This is a genomic window from Marmoricola sp. URHB0036 (genome assembly GCF_000426045.1).
In the GTDB taxonomy this organism is placed as follows: domain Bacteria; phylum Actinomycetota; class Actinomycetes; order Propionibacteriales; family Nocardioidaceae; genus Marmoricola.
On the sequence record NZ_AUEP01000009.1, the window covers coordinates 235,612 to 254,999 of the forward strand.

General features: G+C 69.2%; 20 protein-coding genes. 10 read left to right on the top strand and 10 right to left on the bottom strand.

Annotated features, from left to right (window positions below):
• Nucleotides 1-11: 11 nt before the first annotated feature.
• The 6 genes from gyrB to dnaA all read right to left on the bottom strand — a co-directional run bounded on the left by gyrB (nt 12) and on the right by dnaA (nt 8,210).
• The gene (gyrB, locus tag H976_RS0112055; RefSeq protein WP_369759026.1) at nt 12-2,192 is read right to left on the bottom strand and encodes a DNA topoisomerase (ATP-hydrolyzing) subunit B; all 2,181 of its coding nucleotides are present in this window, start codon (nt 2,190-2,192) and stop codon (nt 12-14) included.
• A gap of 250 nt (nt 2,193-2,442) precedes the next feature.
• Nucleotides 2,443-3,003, bottom strand: a complete 561-nt coding sequence (locus H976_RS0112060; protein WP_027861749.1) for a DUF721 domain-containing protein — start codon at nt 3,001-3,003, stop codon at nt 2,443-2,445.
• On the bottom strand, nt 2,996-4,117 hold the full coding sequence (recF, locus tag H976_RS0112065) for a DNA replication/repair protein RecF (protein ID WP_027861750.1): 1,122 nt from the start codon (nt 4,115-4,117) through the stop codon (nt 2,996-2,998). Before recF ends, H976_RS0112060 begins: the two co-directional genes overlap by 8 nt.
• 5 nt (nt 4,118-4,122) lie before the next feature.
• Complete coding sequence (gene gnd, locus H976_RS25980) at nt 4,123-5,055, bottom strand: phosphogluconate dehydrogenase (NAD(+)-dependent, decarboxylating) (RefSeq protein WP_051276731.1); 933 nt, start codon at nt 5,053-5,055, stop codon at nt 4,123-4,125.
• 24 nt (nt 5,056-5,079) lie between these two features.
• A complete protein-coding gene (gene dnaN, locus H976_RS0112075) occupies nt 5,080-6,261 on the bottom strand; it encodes a DNA polymerase III subunit beta (RefSeq protein WP_027861751.1) in 1,182 nt (393 codons plus the stop codon).
• Nucleotides 6,262-6,650: 389 nt separating this feature from the next.
• The gene (dnaA, locus tag H976_RS25985) at nt 6,651-8,210 is read right to left on the bottom strand and encodes a chromosomal replication initiator protein DnaA (RefSeq protein WP_051276732.1); all 1,560 of its coding nucleotides are present in this window, start codon (nt 8,208-8,210) and stop codon (nt 6,651-6,653) included.
• A gap of 584 nt (nt 8,211-8,794) precedes the next feature.
• Between dnaA and rpmH the strand changes: the two genes are divergently transcribed.
• From rpmH to H976_RS0112120, 8 genes are all read left to right on the top strand, one after another.
• Complete coding sequence (rpmH, locus tag H976_RS0112085; protein WP_027861752.1) at nt 8,795-8,932, top strand: 50S ribosomal protein L34; 138 nt, start codon at nt 8,795-8,797, stop codon at nt 8,930-8,932.
• Between the two features lie 23 nt (nt 8,933-8,955).
• Nucleotides 8,956-9,348 carry a ribonuclease P protein component gene (rnpA, locus tag H976_RS0112090; protein WP_027861753.1) on the top strand — a complete coding sequence of 131 codons (393 nt, stop codon included), beginning with the start codon at nt 8,956-8,958 and terminating at the stop codon, nt 9,346-9,348.
• Entirely contained in the window at nt 9,345-9,581 is a 237-nt protein-coding gene (yidD, locus tag H976_RS0112095; protein WP_027861754.1) for a membrane protein insertion efficiency factor YidD, read from the top strand. Before rnpA ends, yidD begins: the two co-directional genes overlap by 4 nt.
• Nucleotides 9,582-10,580 carry a membrane protein insertase YidC gene (gene yidC / locus H976_RS25990; RefSeq protein ID WP_051276733.1) on the top strand — a complete coding sequence of 333 codons (999 nt, stop codon included), beginning with the start codon at nt 9,582-9,584 and terminating at the stop codon, nt 10,578-10,580.
• Between the two features lie 145 nt (nt 10,581-10,725).
• Nucleotides 10,726-11,343 carry a protein jag gene (locus tag H976_RS30670; protein WP_369759028.1) on the top strand — a complete coding sequence of 206 codons (618 nt, stop codon included), beginning with the start codon at nt 10,726-10,728 and terminating at the stop codon, nt 11,341-11,343.
• A 79-nt stretch (nt 11,344-11,422) separates the two neighbouring features.
• A complete protein-coding gene (gene rsmG / locus H976_RS25995; protein WP_231388883.1) occupies nt 11,423-12,010 on the top strand; it encodes a 16S rRNA (guanine(527)-N(7))-methyltransferase RsmG in 588 nt (195 codons plus the stop codon).
• A 167-nt stretch (nt 12,011-12,177) separates the two neighbouring features.
• Complete coding sequence (locus tag H976_RS26000) at nt 12,178-13,254, top strand: ParA family protein (RefSeq protein WP_304412360.1); 1,077 nt, start codon at nt 12,178-12,180, stop codon at nt 13,252-13,254.
• Nucleotides 13,251-14,321, top strand: coding sequence for a ParB/RepB/Spo0J family partition protein (locus H976_RS0112120; RefSeq protein WP_027861756.1), 1,071 nt, complete (start codon nt 13,251-13,253; stop codon nt 14,319-14,321). The genes H976_RS26000 and H976_RS0112120 overlap by 4 nt, the downstream gene beginning before the upstream one ends.
• Nucleotides 14,322-14,372: 51 nt before the next feature.
• Here the strand turns inward: H976_RS0112120 and H976_RS26005 are convergent, their stop codons facing one another.
• Entirely contained in the window at nt 14,373-15,167 is a 795-nt protein-coding gene (locus H976_RS26005; protein WP_051276734.1) for a 1-acyl-sn-glycerol-3-phosphate acyltransferase, read from the bottom strand.
• A gap of 97 nt (nt 15,168-15,264) precedes the next feature.
• On the opposite strand from H976_RS26005, the gene H976_RS0112130 reads away from it, so the two are divergent.
• Entirely contained in the window at nt 15,265-16,479 is a 1,215-nt protein-coding gene (locus tag H976_RS0112130; protein WP_027861757.1) for a pyridoxal phosphate-dependent aminotransferase, read from the top strand.
• 86 nt (nt 16,480-16,565) lie between these two features.
• Nucleotides 16,566-17,225 carry a GNAT family N-acetyltransferase gene (locus H976_RS0112135; protein WP_027861758.1) on the top strand — a complete coding sequence of 220 codons (660 nt, stop codon included), beginning with the start codon at nt 16,566-16,568 and terminating at the stop codon, nt 17,223-17,225.
• Between the two features lie 4 nt (nt 17,226-17,229).
• Here the strand turns inward: H976_RS0112135 and H976_RS0112140 are convergent, their stop codons facing one another.
• The 3 genes from H976_RS0112140 to H976_RS26010 form a co-directional block, all read right to left on the bottom strand.
• On the bottom strand, nt 17,230-18,408 hold the full coding sequence (locus H976_RS0112140; protein WP_027861759.1) for an N-acetylmuramoyl-L-alanine amidase: 1,179 nt from the start codon (nt 18,406-18,408) through the stop codon (nt 17,230-17,232).
• 35 nt (nt 18,409-18,443) lie between these two features.
• Nucleotides 18,444-18,770, bottom strand: coding sequence for a thioredoxin (gene trxA, locus H976_RS0112145; RefSeq protein WP_027861760.1), 327 nt, complete (start codon nt 18,768-18,770; stop codon nt 18,444-18,446).
• A 98-nt stretch (nt 18,771-18,868) separates the two neighbouring features.
• Nucleotides 18,869-19,388 (bottom strand): NAD(P)/FAD-dependent oxidoreductase (locus tag H976_RS26010; RefSeq protein WP_036225988.1); only part of this gene is annotated, 520 nt, incomplete at its 5' end.

A 19,388-nucleotide genomic window follows, 5' to 3' on the forward strand; every position in this document is an offset into this window, starting at 1 on the left:
TCCCGAAACCACTAGATGTCCAGGAACCTGACGTCTTTGGCGTTGCGCTGGATGAAGGAACGGCGCTGCTCGACGTCCTCGCCCATCAGCACGGAGAACATCTCGTCTGCCTGGGCGGCGTCCTCGATGCTGACCTGCAGCATCAGGCGCTGGCTGGGGTCCATCGTGGTCTCCCACAGCTCCTCGGCGTTCATCTCACCGAGCCCCTTGTAGCGCTGGACGGGGTTCTCCTTGGGCAGCTTCTTGCCCTGCGCCAGGCCGTCGCGCATGAGCAGGTCACGCTCGGCGTCGGAGTAGACGAACTCGTGCTCCGCCGGCTTGTTCCAGCGCAGCCGGTAGAGCGGCGGCTGGGCCATGTAGACGTAGCCGTTCTCGATGAGCGGCTTCATGAAGCGGAACAGCAGCGTCAGCAGCAGCGTGTTGATGTGGTGGCCGTCGACGTCGGCGTCGGCCATCAGCACGATCTTGTGGTAGCGCAGCTTCTCCATGGCGAACTCTTCGTGCACGCCCGTGCCGAGGGCGGAGATGATGGCCTGCACCTCGGCGTTGGCCAGCACCTTGTCGATGCGAGCCTTCTCGACGTTGAGGATCTTGCCGCGGATCGGCAGGATCGCCTGGATCCGCGGGTCGCGGCCCTGGCGGGCCGAGCCACCGGCCGAGTCACCCTCGACGATGAAGACCTCGCACTCCTCGGGGTTGGTCGACTGGCAGTCGCTCAGCTTGCCCGGCAGCCCACCGCCACCCAGCAGTCCCTTGCGGGAGCGGGCCAGGTCGCGCGCCTTGCGGGCGGCGATGCGGGCCGACGCCGCGGCCTGGGCCTTGCGGACGATGTCCTTGCCCTCGGCGGGGTTCTTCTCCAGCCAGTCGCCGAGCTGGTCGTTGACCAGGCGCTGCACGAATCCCTTGGCCTCGGTGTTGCCGAGCTTGGTCTTGGTCTGGCCCTCGAACTGGGGGTTGGCCAGCTTGATCGAGATGATCGCGGTCAGGCCCTCGCGGATGTCGTCACCGGAGACGCGGTCCTCGCGCTTCTTGATCAGGCCCCACTCCTCGCCCCAGTGGTTGATCAGAGAGGTCAGCGAGGCGCGGAAACCCTCTTCGTGGGTGCCGCCCTCGTGGGTGTTGATGGTGTTGGCGAAGGTGTGCACCGACTCGGTGAACGAGGTGTTCCACTGCATCGCCAGCTCGAGGCTCATGTGGTCCGCGGCCGACTCGGGGGTCTCGGCCTCGAAGTTGATGATCGTCGGGTTGGCCTTGTCCTTGCGGCGGTTGAGGTAGTCGACGTAGTCGACCAGGCCGCGGTCGTACTTGAAGCGCCGCTCGAAGACGCCGTTCTCCCGAGCGGGCTCCTCGACCTCGGCCGCCGGCGTGGCCTCGGCGGCGTCCTCCTGCATCGCGTCGCCGGTGACGTCGGTCGACTCCGGCGGTCGCTCGTCGCGTACGACGATCTCGAGGCCCTTGTTGAGGAAGGCGTACTCGCGGATGCGGTTGGTGACGGTCTCGAGGTTGTAGTGGGTGGTCTCGAAGATGTCGTCGGAGGCGTAGAAGATGATCGTGGTGCCGGTGCTCTCGCCCTCCTCCATCTCGCGTACCTGCTCGAGCTCGCCATCGGGTACGCCGACCGAGAAGGTCTGGCGCCACAGGTGCCCACGGTTCTTGACCTCGACGATCACCCGGCTGGAGAGGGCGTTGACCACCGAGATGCCGACGCCGTGCAGACCGCCGGAGACCTTGTAGCCACCGCCACCGAACTTGCCGCCCGCGTGCAGCAGGGTCAGCGCCATGGTCACGGCCGGGATGCCCTCGGTCGGGTGTACGTCGGTGGGGATGCCGCGACCGTTGTCCTCGACCCGGACGCCGCCGTCGGCCTGCAGGGTCAGCACGATCCGGTCGCAGTAGCCGGCCAGCGACTCGTCCACCGAGTTGTCCACGACCTCCCACACCAGGTGGTGCAGGCCGCGCTCACCGGTGGAGCCGATGTACATGCCCGGGCGCTTGCGGACAGCCTCGAGGCCCTCGAGGACCTGGATGGCGCTGGCGTCGTAGGAGCCGGCCGCCACGGCGTGGCCCTCCGAGATGCTGACCGGGGCCACCTCCGGAGAGGCGTCGGGAGTGGGAGGGAGCTCCGCTGTCTCTGGCTGTGGGTGAGATTCGGTGACGGGCTGGGGGGCTGCGTCGGTGGTCTCGTCGGCCACGAAGTTCCTCTTCTGCTGTGCGCCCTCGCCCGGAGGCGAGAACGAGTGGTGGGGCAACACAATGGCCGCCTCAGGGTGGGTCGGCGACCAAGGCTCAGTCTACCCGTCAGCGGCCCACAATCACGTGTGCCGCCCAGGATTTGGGGGGATGCGGCGCCAAAAATGCCTCTCAGAGGCCCAGAACCGGCCCGAACAGCCCGTTTCGGGGGGTCGACCGAGTCCCCATACCGCCGCGAAGCCGTTCAGGGCCTCAGCCGTAGGTGTCGCGAGGCCCGCGGCCCTTGACCCGCAGACGTCCCTTGGTCCATGACGGAGCACGTGGTCCGGCCACGTCGATGACCCGGACGGTCTCGTCACCGAGCACCTCGTTGAGCCGGCGTACGACGTCGGGGGCGAGCAGCTTCATCTGGGTCGCCCACGCGGTCGAGTCGGTGCGTACGACGAGCCGGCCGTCGGCGTACGACTCGGGAGTGGCGTGCTGGGCGACCTCGCGCCCGACGATGGCATCCCACCGGGAGAAGACGCCGTGCACCCGCAGCTCGGTCTCCCACCCCTGCTCCCCCACGAACCGGCCGAGGGCGGTGTCCAGGGTCTGCGGATCGCGGTCGTCGGGGTGGGCGCTGCTGCTGACGGTGTCACGGCGCTTGTGCCACCGGGTCCCGGGCCGGGTGGTGCGCTGGCCCGTCTTGCCGGCCAGCCCGCGCGCGATCGAGCGGGCCAGCTCCAGGCCGGTCGGCTGGTGCTCCTCCTCCGGCTCGGGCCGCTCATCAGGCTGGGGCGGCACCTGGTCGTCGTCCGTGGGCTCACTCAACCGCGCTCACCACGCCGTCGGCGACGTCGAAGCGGCGGCCGCGCAGCCCCTCGGGGATGTCCTCGGACACGGCGGCCGTCACGAGCACCTGCTCGGCGCCGGCCACCAGTTCGGCGAGCTGGGCCCGCCGTCCGGTGTCCAGCTCGGCGAAGACGTCGTCGAGGATCAGCACCGGGTCGTCGCCGGTCGAGCGCAGCAGCTCGTACGACGCCAGCCGCATCGCCAGCGCGAAGGACCACGACTCCCCGTGGCTGGCGTAGCCCTTCACCGGCAGCTCCCCCAGCGAGCAGACGATGTCGTCGCGGTGGGGACCGACCAGGGAGATGCCACGGTCGAGCTCGTCGGGGCGACGGCGCTGGATCTCGGCCAGCATCGCCTCCTCGAGCGGCAGGTCGCCGTCGACCTCGAAACTGGGCTTGTAGGCGAGGGTGGCGTCGTCCCGGGTCGCTCCGCGGGCCACTGCCTCGTAGGCCTTGCCCAGCAGCGGGTTGAGGTCGTCGACCAGCGTGCTGCGCGCGGCCATGATCTCGGCCCCGAGTCGGGCCAGCCGCTCGTCCCACACCTCGAGGGTCGACAGTGCGGCCTCGGCCGAGGAGCCGCGCACCCGGGCAGTCTTGAGCAGCGAGGTGCGCTGCTTGAGCACCCGGTCGTAGTCGGAGCGGGTGCCGGCGTAGCGGGCTCCCTGGTGCAGCACCAGCAGGTCGTCGGCAAAGTGGCGGCGCTCGGTCGGGTCGCCCTTGACCAGGGCGAGGTCGTCGGGGGCGAACACAACGGTGCGCACCAGCCCGATCAGCTCGCGGGCACGCGGCAGCTGGCCCCGGTTGACCCGGGCCCGGTTGGACTTGCCGGGGTTGATCTCCACCTCGAGCACGGCCCGCCGGTCGTCGCGCACCACGGCGGCGCGCACCACGGCCTGGGTCGCCCCCTTGCGCACCAGCGGCAGGTCACCGGCGACCCGGTGGGAGCTGAGCCGCGAGAGGTAGTCGATCGCCTCGACGATGTTGGTCTTGCCGTGCCCGTTGCGCCCGACGAAGGAGGTCACGCCCGGCTCGAGGTCGACCTCCAGGGCCGGATAGGAGCGGAAGTCGTGCAGGGAGAGGTGGGCGACGTACAAGCGCCCTACTTGTCGGCCGGCGAGTCGACGTCTTCGGTCGTCGGCGGGGTGCCGGCCGGAGCGGCACCGGTGGTGGCGTGGCCGCCGAAGCCCTTGCGCATCGCCGCCACTGCCTTCATGGCCGGGCTGTCGTCCTGGCGGGAGGTGAAGCGGGCGAACAGCGAGGCCGCGATGACGTGCATGGGTACGGCGTTGTCGATCGCCGCCTCGACGGTCCACCGACCCTCCCCGGAGTCCTCGGCGTAGCCGCGGATCTCGTGGAGGTCGTCGTCCTCCTTGAGCGCCGCGACGAGCAGGTCGAGCAGCCACGACCGGATGACGGTGCCCTCGCGCCAGGAGTCGAAGACCTCGGTGACGTTGTCGACCAGGTCGACCTTCTCGAGCAGCTCCCAGCCCTCGGCGTAGGCCTGCATCATGGCGTACTCGATGCCGTTGTGGACCATCTTGGCGAAGTGACCCGCGCCCGGGGTCTTGCCGGCGTGGACCATGCCGGAGTCGCCCTCGGGCTTGAGCGCCTCGAAGGCCGGCAGCACCTTGGCGACGTCCTCGTCGGACCCGCCGTACATCAGCGCATAGCCGTTCTTCAGGCCCCAGACCCCGCCGGAGACACCGCAGTCGACGAAGCCGACGCCCTTGGTGCCGAGGTGCTCGGCATTGGCCTGGTCGTCGGTCCATCGCGAGTTGCCGCCGTCGACCACCAGGTCGCCCTCAGCCAGCAGCTCGCCGAGCTCCTGGACCGTCGCCTTGGTCGGATCGCCCGCCGGGACCATCACCCAGACCACCTTGGGGCTGGGCAGCTTCTCGACCATCTCGGCCAGCGAGCCCACGTCGGCGAGGTCGGGGTTGCGGTCGTAGCCCACGACGGTGTGGCCGGCGTTGCGCAGGCGGGTGCGCATGTTGCCGCCCATCTTCCCGAGGCCGACGAGTCCGATGTCCATGAACGCTCCTGTGCTGGGACGGGGTCAGGAAAGCAGGCGGCGCGGCATCAGCAGGTAGCGGAAGGCGCTGTCCGCGTCGCCCTCGAGTGAGTCCACACCCGAGAGTACGACGGGTTTGGAGGACTGGGTGAAGGCGAGCTCCACGAACGGCGACTCGATGGCGGTCAACCCGTCGAGGAGGTAGGCCGGGTTGAAGCCGGTCGTGATGTCCTCACCGGTGATGGCGGCCTCCAGCGACTCGCTGGCCATGGCCTCCTCCCCCGAGCCGGCGTCGAGGGTGAGCACACCGTCGGAGAAGGCGAGCTGGACCGCGGTGTTGCGCTCGGCGACCAGGGCGACGCGCTTGACCGAGTCGACCAGGGCTGACTTGTCGACTCGGGCCACGGTGAGGTGCTCGCTGGGGAACAGCGAGCGCACCTTGGGGAAGTCGCCGTCGAGCAGCCGGGTCGTCGTACGACGGATGCCGCCGCCGGCCGACCCCTCGAAGCCGATGATGCCCTCGCCCTGGCCACCCGCACCGGGGTTGGACAGGGCGATCGCGATCTCGCTGCCGCCGACCAGGGCCTTGGCGGTGTCGGCCAGCACCTTGGCCGGGACCAGCGCGGCCGCGTCGATGTCGGGCGCCGACGGCGACCAGGTCAGCTCGCGCTGGGAGAGCCGGAACCGGTCCGTGGCGAGCATCGCGATCGAGTCGCCGTCGAGCTCGACCCGGACACCGGTGAGCACCGGCAGCATGTCGTCGCGCCCGGCTGCGGTGACGGCCTGGGCGACGGCGTGGGCGAAGACCGCGCTGCCGACGGTGCCGCGGGTCTCCGGCATCTGCGGGAGGGTCGGGTAGTCCTCGACCGGCATCGTCTGGAGGCTGAACCGCGCCGAGCCGCAGGTCAGCGTCACCTTGGGTCCGTCGATGGTGAAGTCGACCGGCTTGTTGGGCAGGCTGCGGCAGATGTCGGCGAGCAGCCGACCCGAGACCAACGCCCGCCCCTCCTCGGTGATGTCGGCGTTGAGCGTGGCCCGGGCCGAGGTCTCGTAGTCGAAGGTGGACAGCCGCAGTCCCTCGCCCTGGTCACCGGCGCCCTCGTCACCGAGGGTCCCTGCCTCGATGAGCAGGCCGGCGAGCACGGGTGCGCTGGGTCGGATCGGGAGCGCGCGGGCCGTCCAGGCGACGGCGTCGGCGAGGACGTCACGTTCGACGCGGAACTTCACGGATGGTTCCTCTCCATCTCGGTACTGCGGCTGCGGGGCACGGTGTCGCTGTGCGAGTTGCTGTCCGGTCGCTGAGTGAGCCGGGGTGAGCATCCTGCCACGCGGGAGGTTCTCCACACAGAGTGGAACGCACCGGTTGTTGCACGACGAGGAATCAATTGGAATTTCGTCGTAGTAGTAGGGGCGGTGGATTCTGTGGACAACCCTCGAACCCGCAGGTCAGGTGCCGGAAGTTGTGCCGGGCCGACTGTGGACGGCGCGGCGTGGAATGACACGTTCCTGTGGTTCGCGACGCTCCCTGTGCGGGGCGGGCGCGGACTGTCCACAACTAGTCCCGCGGTGGGTCCACCGGAATTGGCCGGTGGAACCACATCTTGCACCGATGTCATTCAGGACTGTTTCGCCTGCTGCTTGATCCGGGTGGTGAGCTCGGTGACCTGGTGGAAGACGTTGCGGCGCTCGGCGAGGTCCTTGCGGATCCGGCGGTCGGCGTTCATCACCGTGGTGTGGTCGCGGCCACCGAACTGCTGGCCGATCTTCGGCAGCGAGAGCTCGGTCAGCTCACGGCACAGGTACATCGCGATCTGACGGGCGGTGACCAGGGCTCGGGTGCGGCTCGGTCCGCACAGGTCCTCGATCGAGAAGCCGAAGTAGGACGCCGTCTGGGCGATGATCAGGCCGGCCGTCACCTCGGGCTCGCCGCCCTCGGGGATCAGGTCCTTCAGCACGATCTCGGCCAGCGTCATGTCGACCTCTTGCTGGTTGATGCTGGCGAAGGCGGTGACCCGGATCAGCGCACCCTCGAGCTCGCGGATGTTGGTCTGGATGCGCGAGGCGATGAACTCCAGGACGTCGGCCGGTGCCGAGAGGCGGTCGGCGGCCGCCTTCTTGCGCAGGATCGCGATGCGGGTCTCCAGGTCGGGCGGCTGTACGTCGGTCAGGAGACCCCACTCGAACCGGTTGCGCAGCCGGTCCTCGAGCTGGGTGAGTCGCTTGGGGGGCCGGTCGGAGCTGATCACGATCTGCTTGTTGGCGTTGTGCAGCGTGTTGAAGGTGTGGAAGAACTCCTCCTGCGTCTGCTGCTTGCCCTCGAGGAACTGGATGTCGTCGACCAGGAGCACGTCGACGTCGCGGTAGCGGCGCTGGAGCGCGGCGGTGTTGGCGTCCTTGATCGCGTTGATCACGTCGTTGGTGAACGCCTCGGATGAGACGTAACGGATCTTGGCACCGGTCCAGAGGTTGCGGACGTAGTGGCCGATCGCGTGCAGCAGGTGGGTCTTGCCGAGTCCGGAGTCGCCGTACACCAGCAGCGGGTTGTAGGCCTTGCCCGGGGCCTCGGCGACCGCGACGGCTGCGGCGTGGGCGAACCGGTTGGAGGAGCCGATCACGAAGGTCTCGAAGGAGTAGCGCGGGTTCAGCGGGCTGTCCGGGATGCCGGTCGCCAGGGAGGCAGAGACCATCTTTGTCGACATGTCACCTTGGCGACTTGTCGAGGAGTGACTGTGTCCTCTGGGGGCCTCGTGCGTGGGTTGCTGGTGGGGATCCGCGGACACCTGTTCGTGCTGGTGCGGGATGCCGGGGGTGTCGTACGGCGACTGCGGTGCGGTGTGGGCCCGGGGCGACTGGGGATCCGGCTCTGCGGGCTCGAGGGTCTCGTCGACGCTGACCGCGAGCCGGACCGGCTTGCCGAGCCGATCGCTGAGCGTGTCCTCGATCCGGGTACGCAGCCGGCCCTCGAGCTGGTTGCGGGTGAACTCGTTGGGCACCGCCACCACCGCGGTGTTCTCCGCGAGCATCAACGGCTTGCTGTGCGCCAGCCAGACCCGCTGGTTGGGTGGCAGGTTGTCGACGATGCCCGGCCAGAGCACTTCCAGCTGGTTTGCCTGGGGGCTTTCGCCGCCCGAGCTCGTGCCGAATCCTGACGTCGAACCTGTGCCCTGTGCGTCCACGCCCCGTCGCGCTCCCTGTTCTCGGTTGCTGCCTTGTTGCTGGCCTGGGGACGTTACCCCGACTGCTCCACACCTTTGTCCACAGGTTGTGCAATGTCGAAGGATGTCCCACATGGGGTTCCCACGCCCGACTCCCGTCCTGGCTCCCGTGCCACCCACCCGGCCAGTCCCTCAGGTCACGTTGCCGACGAACCGTGTGATGCGCCGTCCCCGGAAGGAGAAATCGCGCGCGATGTGGGGGCTACTCGGAGCATGGACGCTAATACTCCGGCACCTGTGGAGCAACCAGTTGTCCACAGGTTCCGGACCAGTTGTCCCCAGGTTGCGGCGTGTCGTGTGAAGACACGCAGGCGGCGTGCCACGCTGCCCTCTTCGCGGCCGAATTGACCCTGTCAGCGCGCACCACGTACCGTTGGCAGGTCTGCACCGGCGTCGACCGGTGCCGCATGTCCATGACAGTTCTTCCTTCGGGTCAATTCATGGGCGAGCGGTGCCAGTTGACCCACAACTGGCGTTCGATGTCACGCTCGACCCGACCCGGTGACCGGACTGTTGTACCCAGCCCCTCGAGTGGAGTGAATACGTTGAGCAAGCGCACGTTCCAGCCGAACAACCGGCGCCGGCACAAGACCCACGGCTTCCGGCTGCGCATGCGCACCCGCGCCGGCCGCGCCATCCTGTCCAGCCGCCGTCGCAAGGGCCGCAACCGCCTCGCCGCCTGAGGCCGGGGTCTGAGCACACGCTCATGCTCTCCTCCGGCAACCGCCTGACCTCGCCTGTTCACTTCCGCGAGGTCGTACGCCGCGGCCGACGCCGCGGCGGTGACCTCCTGGTCGTCCATCTCTGGGCCTCGACGAGTGCTCCCCTGCCCGGGAACGCACCGGCCGGGCCACGGGTGGGCTTCGTCGTCTCCAAGGCCGTGGGACCGGCCGTCACGCGCAACCTCGTGAAGCGACGCCTGCGGCACCTGTGCCGCGACCGGATCGCGACCTTGCCTGCAGGGAGCATGCTGGTGGTCCGAGCCCTGCCGGCAGCGGCGAACGCCGGCTACGACGACCTCGCACGGGAGCTGGACCGCTGTCTGGCTCAGGTGGGCGCCACGAAGAATCTTTCGGCGAAAGCGGGGATCAGCCGATGAAGTTCCTGCTGATCTGGCTTTTGCGCGGATATCGTTTCGCGATCAGTCCGCTCTACGGTCAGGTGTGTCGCTACCACCCGACCTGCTCCGCCTACGCTCTCGAGGCCATCACCGTGCACGGCAGTCTCAAGGGCAGCTGGCTCGCCGTACGCCGGCTGCTGCGTTGTCACCCGTGGGCCCTGGGTGGCTACGACCCCGTTCCACCCCACTCGAAGATGACCCAAGGAGTCTGAGTGCAGTTCCTCAAGGACATCGGCGGCTTCATCCTCACCCCGCTGTACTTCCTCGTCAGCGCGGTCCTGCTGTTCTGGCACGGCGTCTTCGAGCCGATCGCGGGGTCCGCCTCGTGGGCCCTGGGGATCATCGGCCTCACGCTGACGATCCGGGCGGCGATGATCCCGTTGTTCGTCAAGCAGATCAAGAGCAGCCGCAACATGCAGCTGCTGCAGCCGCACGTCAAGGAGCTGCAGAAGAAGTACGGTCACGACCGGGAGCGTCTCGCCCAGGAGACGATGAAGCTCTACCGGGAGTCGAAGACCAACCCGTTGGCCTCGTGCCTGCCGCTGATCATCCAGATGCCGTTCTTCCTGGCGCTCTTCCGACTGATCGACCAGGCGGCCAAGAACGGCTCGGGCCGCGGCCTGCTGACCGACGAGCAGGCCCGGGAGCTCCGTGACGCGGAGATCTTCGGGGTCAAGATCTCCTCGTCCTTCACCAGCGCCGACGGGGACCACCGGGTCCAGATCCTGGCCGCGATCCTGGTCGTCGCCATGACGGTCACGACGTTCCTGACCCAGCGCCAGCTGATGAGCAAGAACATGCCGGCCGACGCGCTCAGCGGCCCCTACGCCCAGCAGCAGAAGCTGCTCCTCTACGTGCTGCCCCTGGTCTTCGCCGTGGGTGGCATCGCCTTCCCCATCGGTGTCCTCCTGTACTGGACCACCTCCAACCTGTGGACGATGGGCCAGCAGTTCTACGTGATCCGCAACAACCCGGCTCCCAACACCGAGGCGGCGCGGGCCAAGGCCCAGCGCGACGCGGAGAAGCGCAAGCGCAAGGGCCTTCCCGAGGTCGACAGCGCGGGCAACGTCAAGGCCGAGGCCGAGCCGGAGCCCGAGCGCCCCGCTCCCCGCGCACAGCCGAAGAAGCAGACCCGGTCGCAACGCAAGAAGGGCGGCGGTGGCGGCGGCAAGCCCGCCCCGGGCAAGCCCAGCGGCCCCCAGAACCAGTAGCAGCACCACCCCCGAGCAGAGTGGGAGAACACCCATGAGTGAACAGCCAGTGCACGACACCACCGACGAGACCGAGGATCTCGCGAGCGAAGAGGCCGTCGAGCAGACGCCCGAGGCTCCCGAGGACACGGTCGACACCGACGAGGTGGCCACCGCGACCGAGCCGGTCGAGGACACCGCCGACGCCGCCGACGCCGCCGATGAGGCGGACGATGAGGCGGACGACGACGCGGACGACGACGCGGACGAGGAAGACGCGGACGACGCCGAGGACGGCGACGACGCCGAGAGTGACCGGCCCACCCGCCGTGCCCGCCTGGAGCAGGAGGGCGAGATCGCGGCCGACTACCTCGAGGAGCTGCTGGAGATCGCGGACCTCGATGGCGACCTCGACATGGACGTCGAGGGTGACCGGGCCACCGTGTCCATCGTCGGGGCCAACCTCCCCCAGCTGGTCGGCGACCAGGGCGAGGTGCTCGAGGCGCTGCAGGAGCTCACCCGGCTGGCGGTCTACCGGGAGACGGGCGAGCGCTCGCGGCTGATGCTCGACGTGAGCGGGCATCGCGCGGGTCGACGTACGGCGCTGGAGGAGCAGGCCGCCGAGATCGTCGCCCAGGTCAAGGAATCCGGCGAGCAGGCCTCCCTGGAGCCGATGTCTCCCTTCGAGCGCAAGGTCGTCCACGACGTCGTCGCCGCGGCCGGGCTGAAGTCGGAGTCCGAAGGTGCCGAGCCGCGCCGGTACGTCGTGGTGCTCCCCAGCTGACCCCAGTCCCGTGACTGAGCATGTTTCACGTGAAACACCTCCCGCGCCGCCCAGCGCACGGGAGGTGTTTTCACGTGCGTTGCCGACGGCGGAGGCGTTCGCCGACCTGCTGACCACCGAGGCCACCGTGCGGGGACTGATCGGCCCGCGGGAAGTGCCCCGCCTCTGGGAGCGGCACCTGTTGAACTGTGCCGTGGTCACCGACCTGACGCCCGAGGGCAGCTCGGTGTGCGACATCGGGAGCGGCGCCGGCCTGCCCGGAATCGTGCTCGCGATCCGTCGTCCGGATCTTTCTGTGACTTTGTTGGAGCCACTGCTGCGTCGCACCACGTTTCTGGAGCTCGCCGTGTCAAGAATGGAGCTGGACAACGTGGCCGTCCATCGGGGACGGGCCGAGGAGATGCACGGTGACTCAGAATGGGCCGGGGGGTTCGACGTGGTGACATCACGAGCGGTGGCACCGATGGAGCGGCTCGCGGGGTGGTCACTTCCCCTCGTCCGCTCGGGCGGACTGTTCCTGGCCATGAAGGGCTCCTCCGCCCAGCAGGAGCTCGACGCCTCCGCGCGAGCGCTGCGACGCCTCGGCGGCACGTCGGCGCAGGTGCTGACGCTGGGTGAGCAGTGGCTCACCCCGCCGGTGACCGTGGTCAGCGTGCGGGCGCGATGAGCGCCGAAACCGGGGTTGACCAGCACCGAATGGGCTGGGCGCGTCGTGCCCGCCGAAAGTTATCCACCGGTCAGCAGTGGCCGCCGGAGCGTAGCAATCCACAGACGGAGCCCGGTTATCCACAGGGCGAGTCCGTTTCACGTGAAACAGAGCACAAGGACAGCGTCGTGAACCAGACAGGCAATCCAGTCGACACCGCACCCACCACGAGCAGCCCCACGGCTCCCACCGGCCCCACCGGTGCGCAGCCGTTGCCCGCACAGGCGGTGCCGCGTCCCCGGGTGCGCACCGCGGCGGAGCTCGCGGAGGAGCCGCCGACCTACGACGAGTCCACGCCGATGGCCCGCGCAGTGGCCCAGCAGCTGCTGGTGCGACAGAGCGTGCCCCAGGGCTCGCCCCTCCCGCGGCCGGACCACACCCGGGTGATGGTGGTGGCCAACCAGAAGGGCGGCGTCGGCAAGACCACCACGGCAGTGAACATGGCCGCCGCGCTCGCCCAGCACGGGCTGCGGGTGCTGGTCCTGGACCTCGACCCGCAAGGAAATGCGTCGACCGCACTCGCGGTCGAGCACGGTCGCGGCACCTTGTCGACCTACGACGTGCTGGTCGACGGGGTCGCGCTCGCGGACGTGATCCAGCCCCACCCCGAGCTGGCGAACCTGTTCGTCGCGCCGGCCACGATCGACCTGGCCGGCGCCGAGATCGAGCTGGTCAGCGTGGTGGCGCGGGAGAACCGCCTGCGTCGGGCCCTCACCGCCCACCCCCTGGTGAACGGCCAGGGCGACGACCAGACCGACGAGCGCTACGACTACGTGCTCATCGACTGTCCGCCCTCGTTGGGCCTGCTCACCCTGAACGCGTTGGTTGCCGGAGCGGAGATGCTGATCCCGATCCAGGCGGAGTACTACGCCCTCGAGGGCCTCGGGCAGCTGCTCGAGACGGTGGAGATGGTGCGCACGCACCTCAACCAGGACCTCGAGGTCAGCACGATCCTGATCACGATGTACGACTCGCGCACCAACCTGGCCGCCGGGGTGGCGGCCGAGGTGCGGGGCCACTTCTCCGGCCAGGTGCTCAAGACCACGATCCCGCGCTCGGTACGGGTCTCCGAGGCACCGAGCTACGGCCAGAGCGTGATGACCTACGACCCGGGTTCCCCGGGTGCACTGAGCTATCTCGAAGCCGCCCGCGAGCTGGCCCGCCGTGGTGCCGGCGCAGGCACCCACCAGGAAGGATCCCGATGAACAACAAGCAGCCCCTCCAGCGCCGCGGTCTGGGCCGAGGCCTCGGCTCGCTGATCCCGACCGCTCCACCCGAGCAGGCGGGGGCGCGAGCGGAGGAGATGGGGTCCTTCCCTGACTCCGGTGCCTCGCAGGGCCGCCACTCCGCAGGTGGCGCCGAGTCCAACGGCGGGGGGGTGGCCACCCTGACCGAGGAGCGCCCGGCCCCACCAGTCGAGCAACAGGTCGAGACGCCGGCCGAGGTCGCGGGCGCCTACTTCGCGGACCTCCCGGTCGGCTCGATCACGCCCAACCCGCGTCAGCCGCGCCAGGTCTTCGAGGAGGAGGCGATGGCCGAGCTGGTGCACTCGGTCAAGGAGATCGGGCTGCTCCAGCCCATCGTGGTACGCCGCACCGGCGACTCGTCGTACGAGCTGATCATGGGGGAGCGCCGCTGGCGGGCCACCCAGCAGGCCGGCCTGGAGACGATCCCGGCCATCGTGCGGCAGACCGACGACGAGGCGATGCTGCGTGACGCCCTCCTGGAGAACCTGCACCGCGCCCAGCTCAACCCGCTGGAGGAGGCGGCCGCCTACCGGCAGCTGCTCGACGACTTCGGGTGCACCCACGACGAGCTGGCCGGACGCATCGGGCGCAGCCGACCGCAGATCAGCAACACCCTGCGGCTGCTGAACCTGTCTCCTGCCGTCCAGCGTCGCGTGGCCGCGGGCGTGATCAGCGCAGGACACGCCCGCACCCTGCTCGGTGTCGACGAACCCGCCGCCCAGGACCGGCTGGCCGGTCGGGTCGTCTCCGAGGGCATCTCGGTGCGCGGGCTCGAGGAGCTCATCGCCGTCGGTGAGCTCGGCGCCGACACCGAGGACGACACCCCGACCGTGCGTCCGCCGCGGCCCACCGCCCCCGGGCTGAAGGAGATCGACGAGCGGCTCAGCGACCGGCTCGAGACCCGGGTCAAGGTCACCCTGGGCCGCAACAAGGGCAAGATCGCCATCGAGTTCGCGTCGCTGACCGACCTCGAGCGGATCGTCTCGATCATCGACCCGCGCAACCGCGACGACAGGCCGATCTAGGTATTGACCGACAGGTCGATGGAGCCATTCATCGATTTGTCGACAAAGAGATCAGCCGACTGCCGGATCGTCGTCCTGGTCGGTCAGCGTGGTCGGCTTGTACTTGCGCGCCGCGCGACGGGCCTTCTCCTCGGCATCCATCTCCAGGGCGCGGGCCGGCGTCGGGGCCGAGCCGCCCCGCGAGGCGGGCAGCCACCAGGACCCCGGGGGCTGCTCCTCGGCCGGGTAGGCGTCGATGGCCTCGTCAACCAGCGTCTGCAGTCGCTTGTGCAGCTCCTCGGTCTCGGCCGCCGGGTCGGCACCGTCGGGATACATCGGCTCGCCGACCCGGATCCCGATGGTCTTGCCACGCGAGAAGTCGCGCGGGTGGTCCTTGGTCATCAGCCGCTGGGTGCCCCACAGCGCCACCGGGAGCAGGGGTACGCCGGCCTGGGCGGCGATCCTGGTCGCGCCCGACTTCAGCTCCTTGACCTCGAAGGAGCGGCTGATCGTCGCCTCCGGGAAGATCCCGACCGCCTCGCCGTCCTGGAGGTAGCGCCGGGCCTCCTCGAGCGAGGCCCCGCCGTCGGCGCGGTCGACGGAGATGTGGTGCATCGAGCGCATCACCGGCCCGCCGACGGAGTGGTCGAAGACCTCCCGCTTGGCCATGAAGCGCACCAGCCGGCGCGAGGGATGGGCGGCGAAGCCACCGAGGACGAAGTCGATGTAGGAGACGTGGTTGAACGCGAGCAGCACGCCGCCGGACTTCGGGACGTGCTCGGTGCCCGCCAGCTGGAAGCGCAGCCCGAGCACCCGGAACAACACCTTGGCGCTGACGATGATGGGCGGATAGCTGATGTCGCGCATGCCGGGATCGTGCCACGGCGTACCTCAGGCTGGGGAGCCCCATCCGCGGAACGGTTATTCGTCTCGGCCGGCCCGCTGGCTCTGCGAGACTGGGCGCATGCGACAGATCGTCCAGAGCCGCAAGCTCCAGCACGTCCGGTACGACGTACGCGGGCCGATCCTGGTCGAGGCCCAGCGGCTCGAGGCCGAGGGCCACAAGATCCTCAAGCTCAACATCGGCAACCCGGCGCCGTTCGGCTTCGAGGCCCCCGAGGCGATCGTCGCCGACATGGTGCACAGCCTGCCGGACTCGCAGGGCTACTCCGACTCCCGCGGCATCTACTCCGCCCGCACAGCCGTGGCGCAGTACTACCAGTCGCGCGGCCTGATCGACACGAACGTCGACGACGTCTACATCGGCAACGGTGTCTCCGAGCTGATCTCGATGGTGCTCCAGGCGTTCATCGACGACGGCAACGAGGTGCTGGTGCCGGCCCCGGACTACCCGCTGTGGACGGGCGCGGTCTCGTTGTCGGGCGGTACGCCGGTGCACTACCGCTGCGACGAGGAGAACGGCTGGGACCCCGACCTCGCCGACATCGAGGCCAAGATCACGCCCAACACCCAGGCGCTGGTGGTGATCAACCCCAACAACCCGACCGGGGCGGTCTACAGCGAGGCGACGGTCAAGGGACTCGTCGACATCGCCCGTCGCCACCAGCTGGTCATCTTCAGCGACGAGATCTACGAGAAGATCCTGTTCGACGACGCGACCCACCTGCACACGGCGGCGTACGCCGGTGACGACGTGCTCTGCCTGACCTTCAGCGGGCTCTCCAAGGCCTATCGGGTCTGCGGCTACCGCGCCGGGTGGGTGATGATCTCCGGCCCCAAGCACCTGGCCGAGGACTTCCTCGAGGGCCTGACTCTGCTGGCCAACATGCGGATGTGCCCCAACGTGCCGGCCCAGCACGCGATCCAGACCGCGCTCGGCGGCTACCAGTCGATCAACGAGTACATCCACCCCGGCGGTCGCTTCTACGAGCAGAGCAAGGCCGCCTGGCGCCAGCTCAACGAGATCCCGGGCGTCAGCTGCGTGGAGCCGCGCGGGGCGCTGTACTGCTTCCCGAAGCTCGACCCGGACGTCTACCACATCAAGGACGACGAGCAGTTCGTGATCGACCTGCTCCGGGCCAAGAAGATCCTGGTCACCCACGGCACCGGCTTCAACTGGTTCGAGCCCGACCACTTCCGGCTGGTCACCCTGCCCGACCTCGAGGTCCTCACCGAGGCCATCGGCCGGATCGGCGACTTCCTGACCACCCTGCGCTGAGACCGGATACTCCAGAACGCACAGCCGGTCGAGGACCTCTCCCAAGCGGTCGAATGTTCTGGACTATCCGGAACTAGAGTGGCCGTGTGGGACGCAAGATCGAGCGGTTGACCCTCGACCACCTGCCGGAGCTGCCGGGCGGGTGCGGGGAGTGCGTGTTCTGGGAGCTCGATCCCGTACGACGCAGCGCGGTGTGCGGTCACGAGGCCGAGGAGAAGGCGGCCTGGGTCTCGATGGTGCTCCGGGAATGGGGCTCGTGCGGGCGGGTGGCCGTGGTCGACGGCGAGGTCGTGGGCCACCTGATCTGGGCTCCGCCGGTGCACGTGCCGGCCGCCGACGGGTTCGCGACGGCGCCGATCAGCAGTGATGCCGTGATCCTGACGACCGCCCACGTCGCCACCGAGCACCGTGGCGGAGGGCTGGGCCGGATGATGGTGCAGGGGATGGCCAAGGACCTGATCCGTCGCGGTGACGGGATCAGGGCGGTCGAGGCGTTCGGCGACACCCGCGGGCGCACCGGGCGGTGCGTCGTACCGGCCGACTTCCTGCTGGCCGTCGGGTTCTCCACCCACCGGGCGCACGCCCTGCACCCGCGCATGCGGATGGACCTGCGCACCACGCTGTCGATCCGCGAGGAGCTCGAGCGGGGCCTGGAGACGCTGTTGGGTGCGGTGTCCGGCAAGCGCGCGCGGCACCATCCCGTGCCCCAGCACGGTGGCTCGACGCGAGCCACGCGTCACGACTGACGGCTCAGGACGGGCGCGAGGCCTCCTGGAAGGAGTCGCGGAGCTCGCTGACCCGGAGCACGCCGGTGTGGGCGTCGACCTCGGGGCTGAGGTAGAAGCGCTGCACCGAGACCACGATCGCCTCGGCCAGCACGTCACGGAACTCCGGGTCGCGCAGCCGCGCGTTGTCCCCGGGATTGGTCAGGTAGCCGGCATCGAGCCGCACCGCCGGCATCCGCGTGTGGCGCAGCAGGTCCCAGGTCTTGGGGTGCGAGCGCAGGTCGACGAGGTCGCTGCGGGCGACGATCTCGCGCTGCACCAGTCCGGCGAAGCGCTCGCCGACCGAGGACCAGGTGTCGCGGTTGGCGTCGCCGAAGAAGTACGTCGAGACGCCGCACGCATCGGTGTTGGCGGAGGTGTCCAGGGCCATCGAGACGAACAGGTCGGCGCCGGTGCGGTTGGCGAACGCGGCCCGGTCGGTCTCGTCACCGGGGGAGTCGGCCCAGCGCGGGGTGGTCAGGAAGGCCTGGACGCCGATCGCCACCAGCCGGCCCTCCACCCGCTGGGCCAGGTCGTGCAAGATCGCGTCGGAGACCGGCGCGTAGTCGGTGGGCAGGTTGTGACCCCGGCCCACGTCGATCACCACGATCTTGCCGCCGAGGTTGGGGCCGGCCTCACGGATCCGCTCCTGGGCTCTCAGGGCGTTGGGGGCACCTCCCTTGACCATCGGCGAGAGCCGGGTGAGTGCCTTGAGGGTGGCCGGGCCGCAGGTGCCGTCGGGCGGGATGCCGAAGTTGCGCTGGAACTCGCGTACGCCGCCCTCGGTCTCGGGCCCGAAGAACCCGTCGAGTCGGCCGACCCGGAAGCCGAGGTCGAGCAGCCGGCCCTGGAGGGCGTAGACGTCGTCGCCGGCCATCAGGTTGCCGGGGAGGTGGGTGAGGATCCGGTCGCCGAGACGCCAGCGGGCCTCGTCGAGGCGACGGAAGGTCAGCGGGCCCACGACGCCGTCGACGGTCAGGCCGCGCTGCTGCTGGAAGGCGCGTACGGCGAGCTCGACGCTCTCGTCGTACACCGGCTCCGAGGCGCTGATCCGTGACTGCGAGGGCAGTTCAGCAGAATCGCCCAGAAGATCGATCCGCGTGAGCAGACCGATGATCTGGGCGACTGCGGGACCGGAGTCCCCGAGCTGAAAGACCGCGTTCACGCAGCGACTGTAGCCCGCCGGGCTGAGCAGACTGCTCAGGCGATGTAGTCGGAGAGCTCCTTGAGCAGCGCCGCCTTGGGACGGGCACCGACGATCTGCTTGACGACCTCGCCGTCCTTGTAGACGTTGAGGGTCGGGATCCCGTTGACGCGGTACGTCGAGGGGGTGACCGGGTTCTCGTCGACGTTCATCTTCACGAAGGTGACCTTGTCACCGTGCTCGGCGGCGAGCTCGTCGAGGATCGGGCCGACCTGGCGGCACGGGCCGCACCACTCGGCCCAGAAGTCGACCAGCACGGGCTTGTCGGACTTGAGGACCTCGGTCTCGAAGCTGTCATCGGTGACGGCCTGCAGGTTGGACATCTGTTCTCCTCTATGAGTTGCGTGATCCGAAGGACTGGCTTGTAGTGAACACCCCTGCCCGGCCAATTAGTCCCGGGTGCGGGGGAGTGTCTGGACGCTCAGGCGCCGGCTCCGACCGTGGCCGCACCGGCCGAGGTGGTCTGGGCGAACTCGAGGTCGGCGAGGTACTTCTCGGCATCCAGCGCGGCGGCGCAGCCGGTGCCGGCGGCGGTGACCGCCTGCCGGTAGCGGTGGTCGACGAGGTCGCCGGCCGCGAATACGCCGCTGACGTTGGTGTGGGTGGTCGGGGCGTCGACCAGGACGTAACCCTCCTCGTCGAGCCGGACCTGGCCGTGCAGCAGCTCCGAGCGCGGGTCGTGGCCGATGGCGATGAACAGGCCCGTCGCGTCGAGGTGCCGGGTCTCACCCGTCACCGTGTCGCGCAGCGTCACGCCCGTCACCTTGTCATCGCCGTGGATCTCGGTCACCTCGGAGTTCCAGGCGAAGTCGATCTTGGGGTCGGCGAAGGCGCGCTCCTGCATGATCTTGGAGGCGCGCAGCTCCTCGCGTCGGTGGATCAGCGTCACCTTGGAGCCGAAGCGGGACAGGAAGGTGGCCTCCTCGATCGCGGAGTCGCCA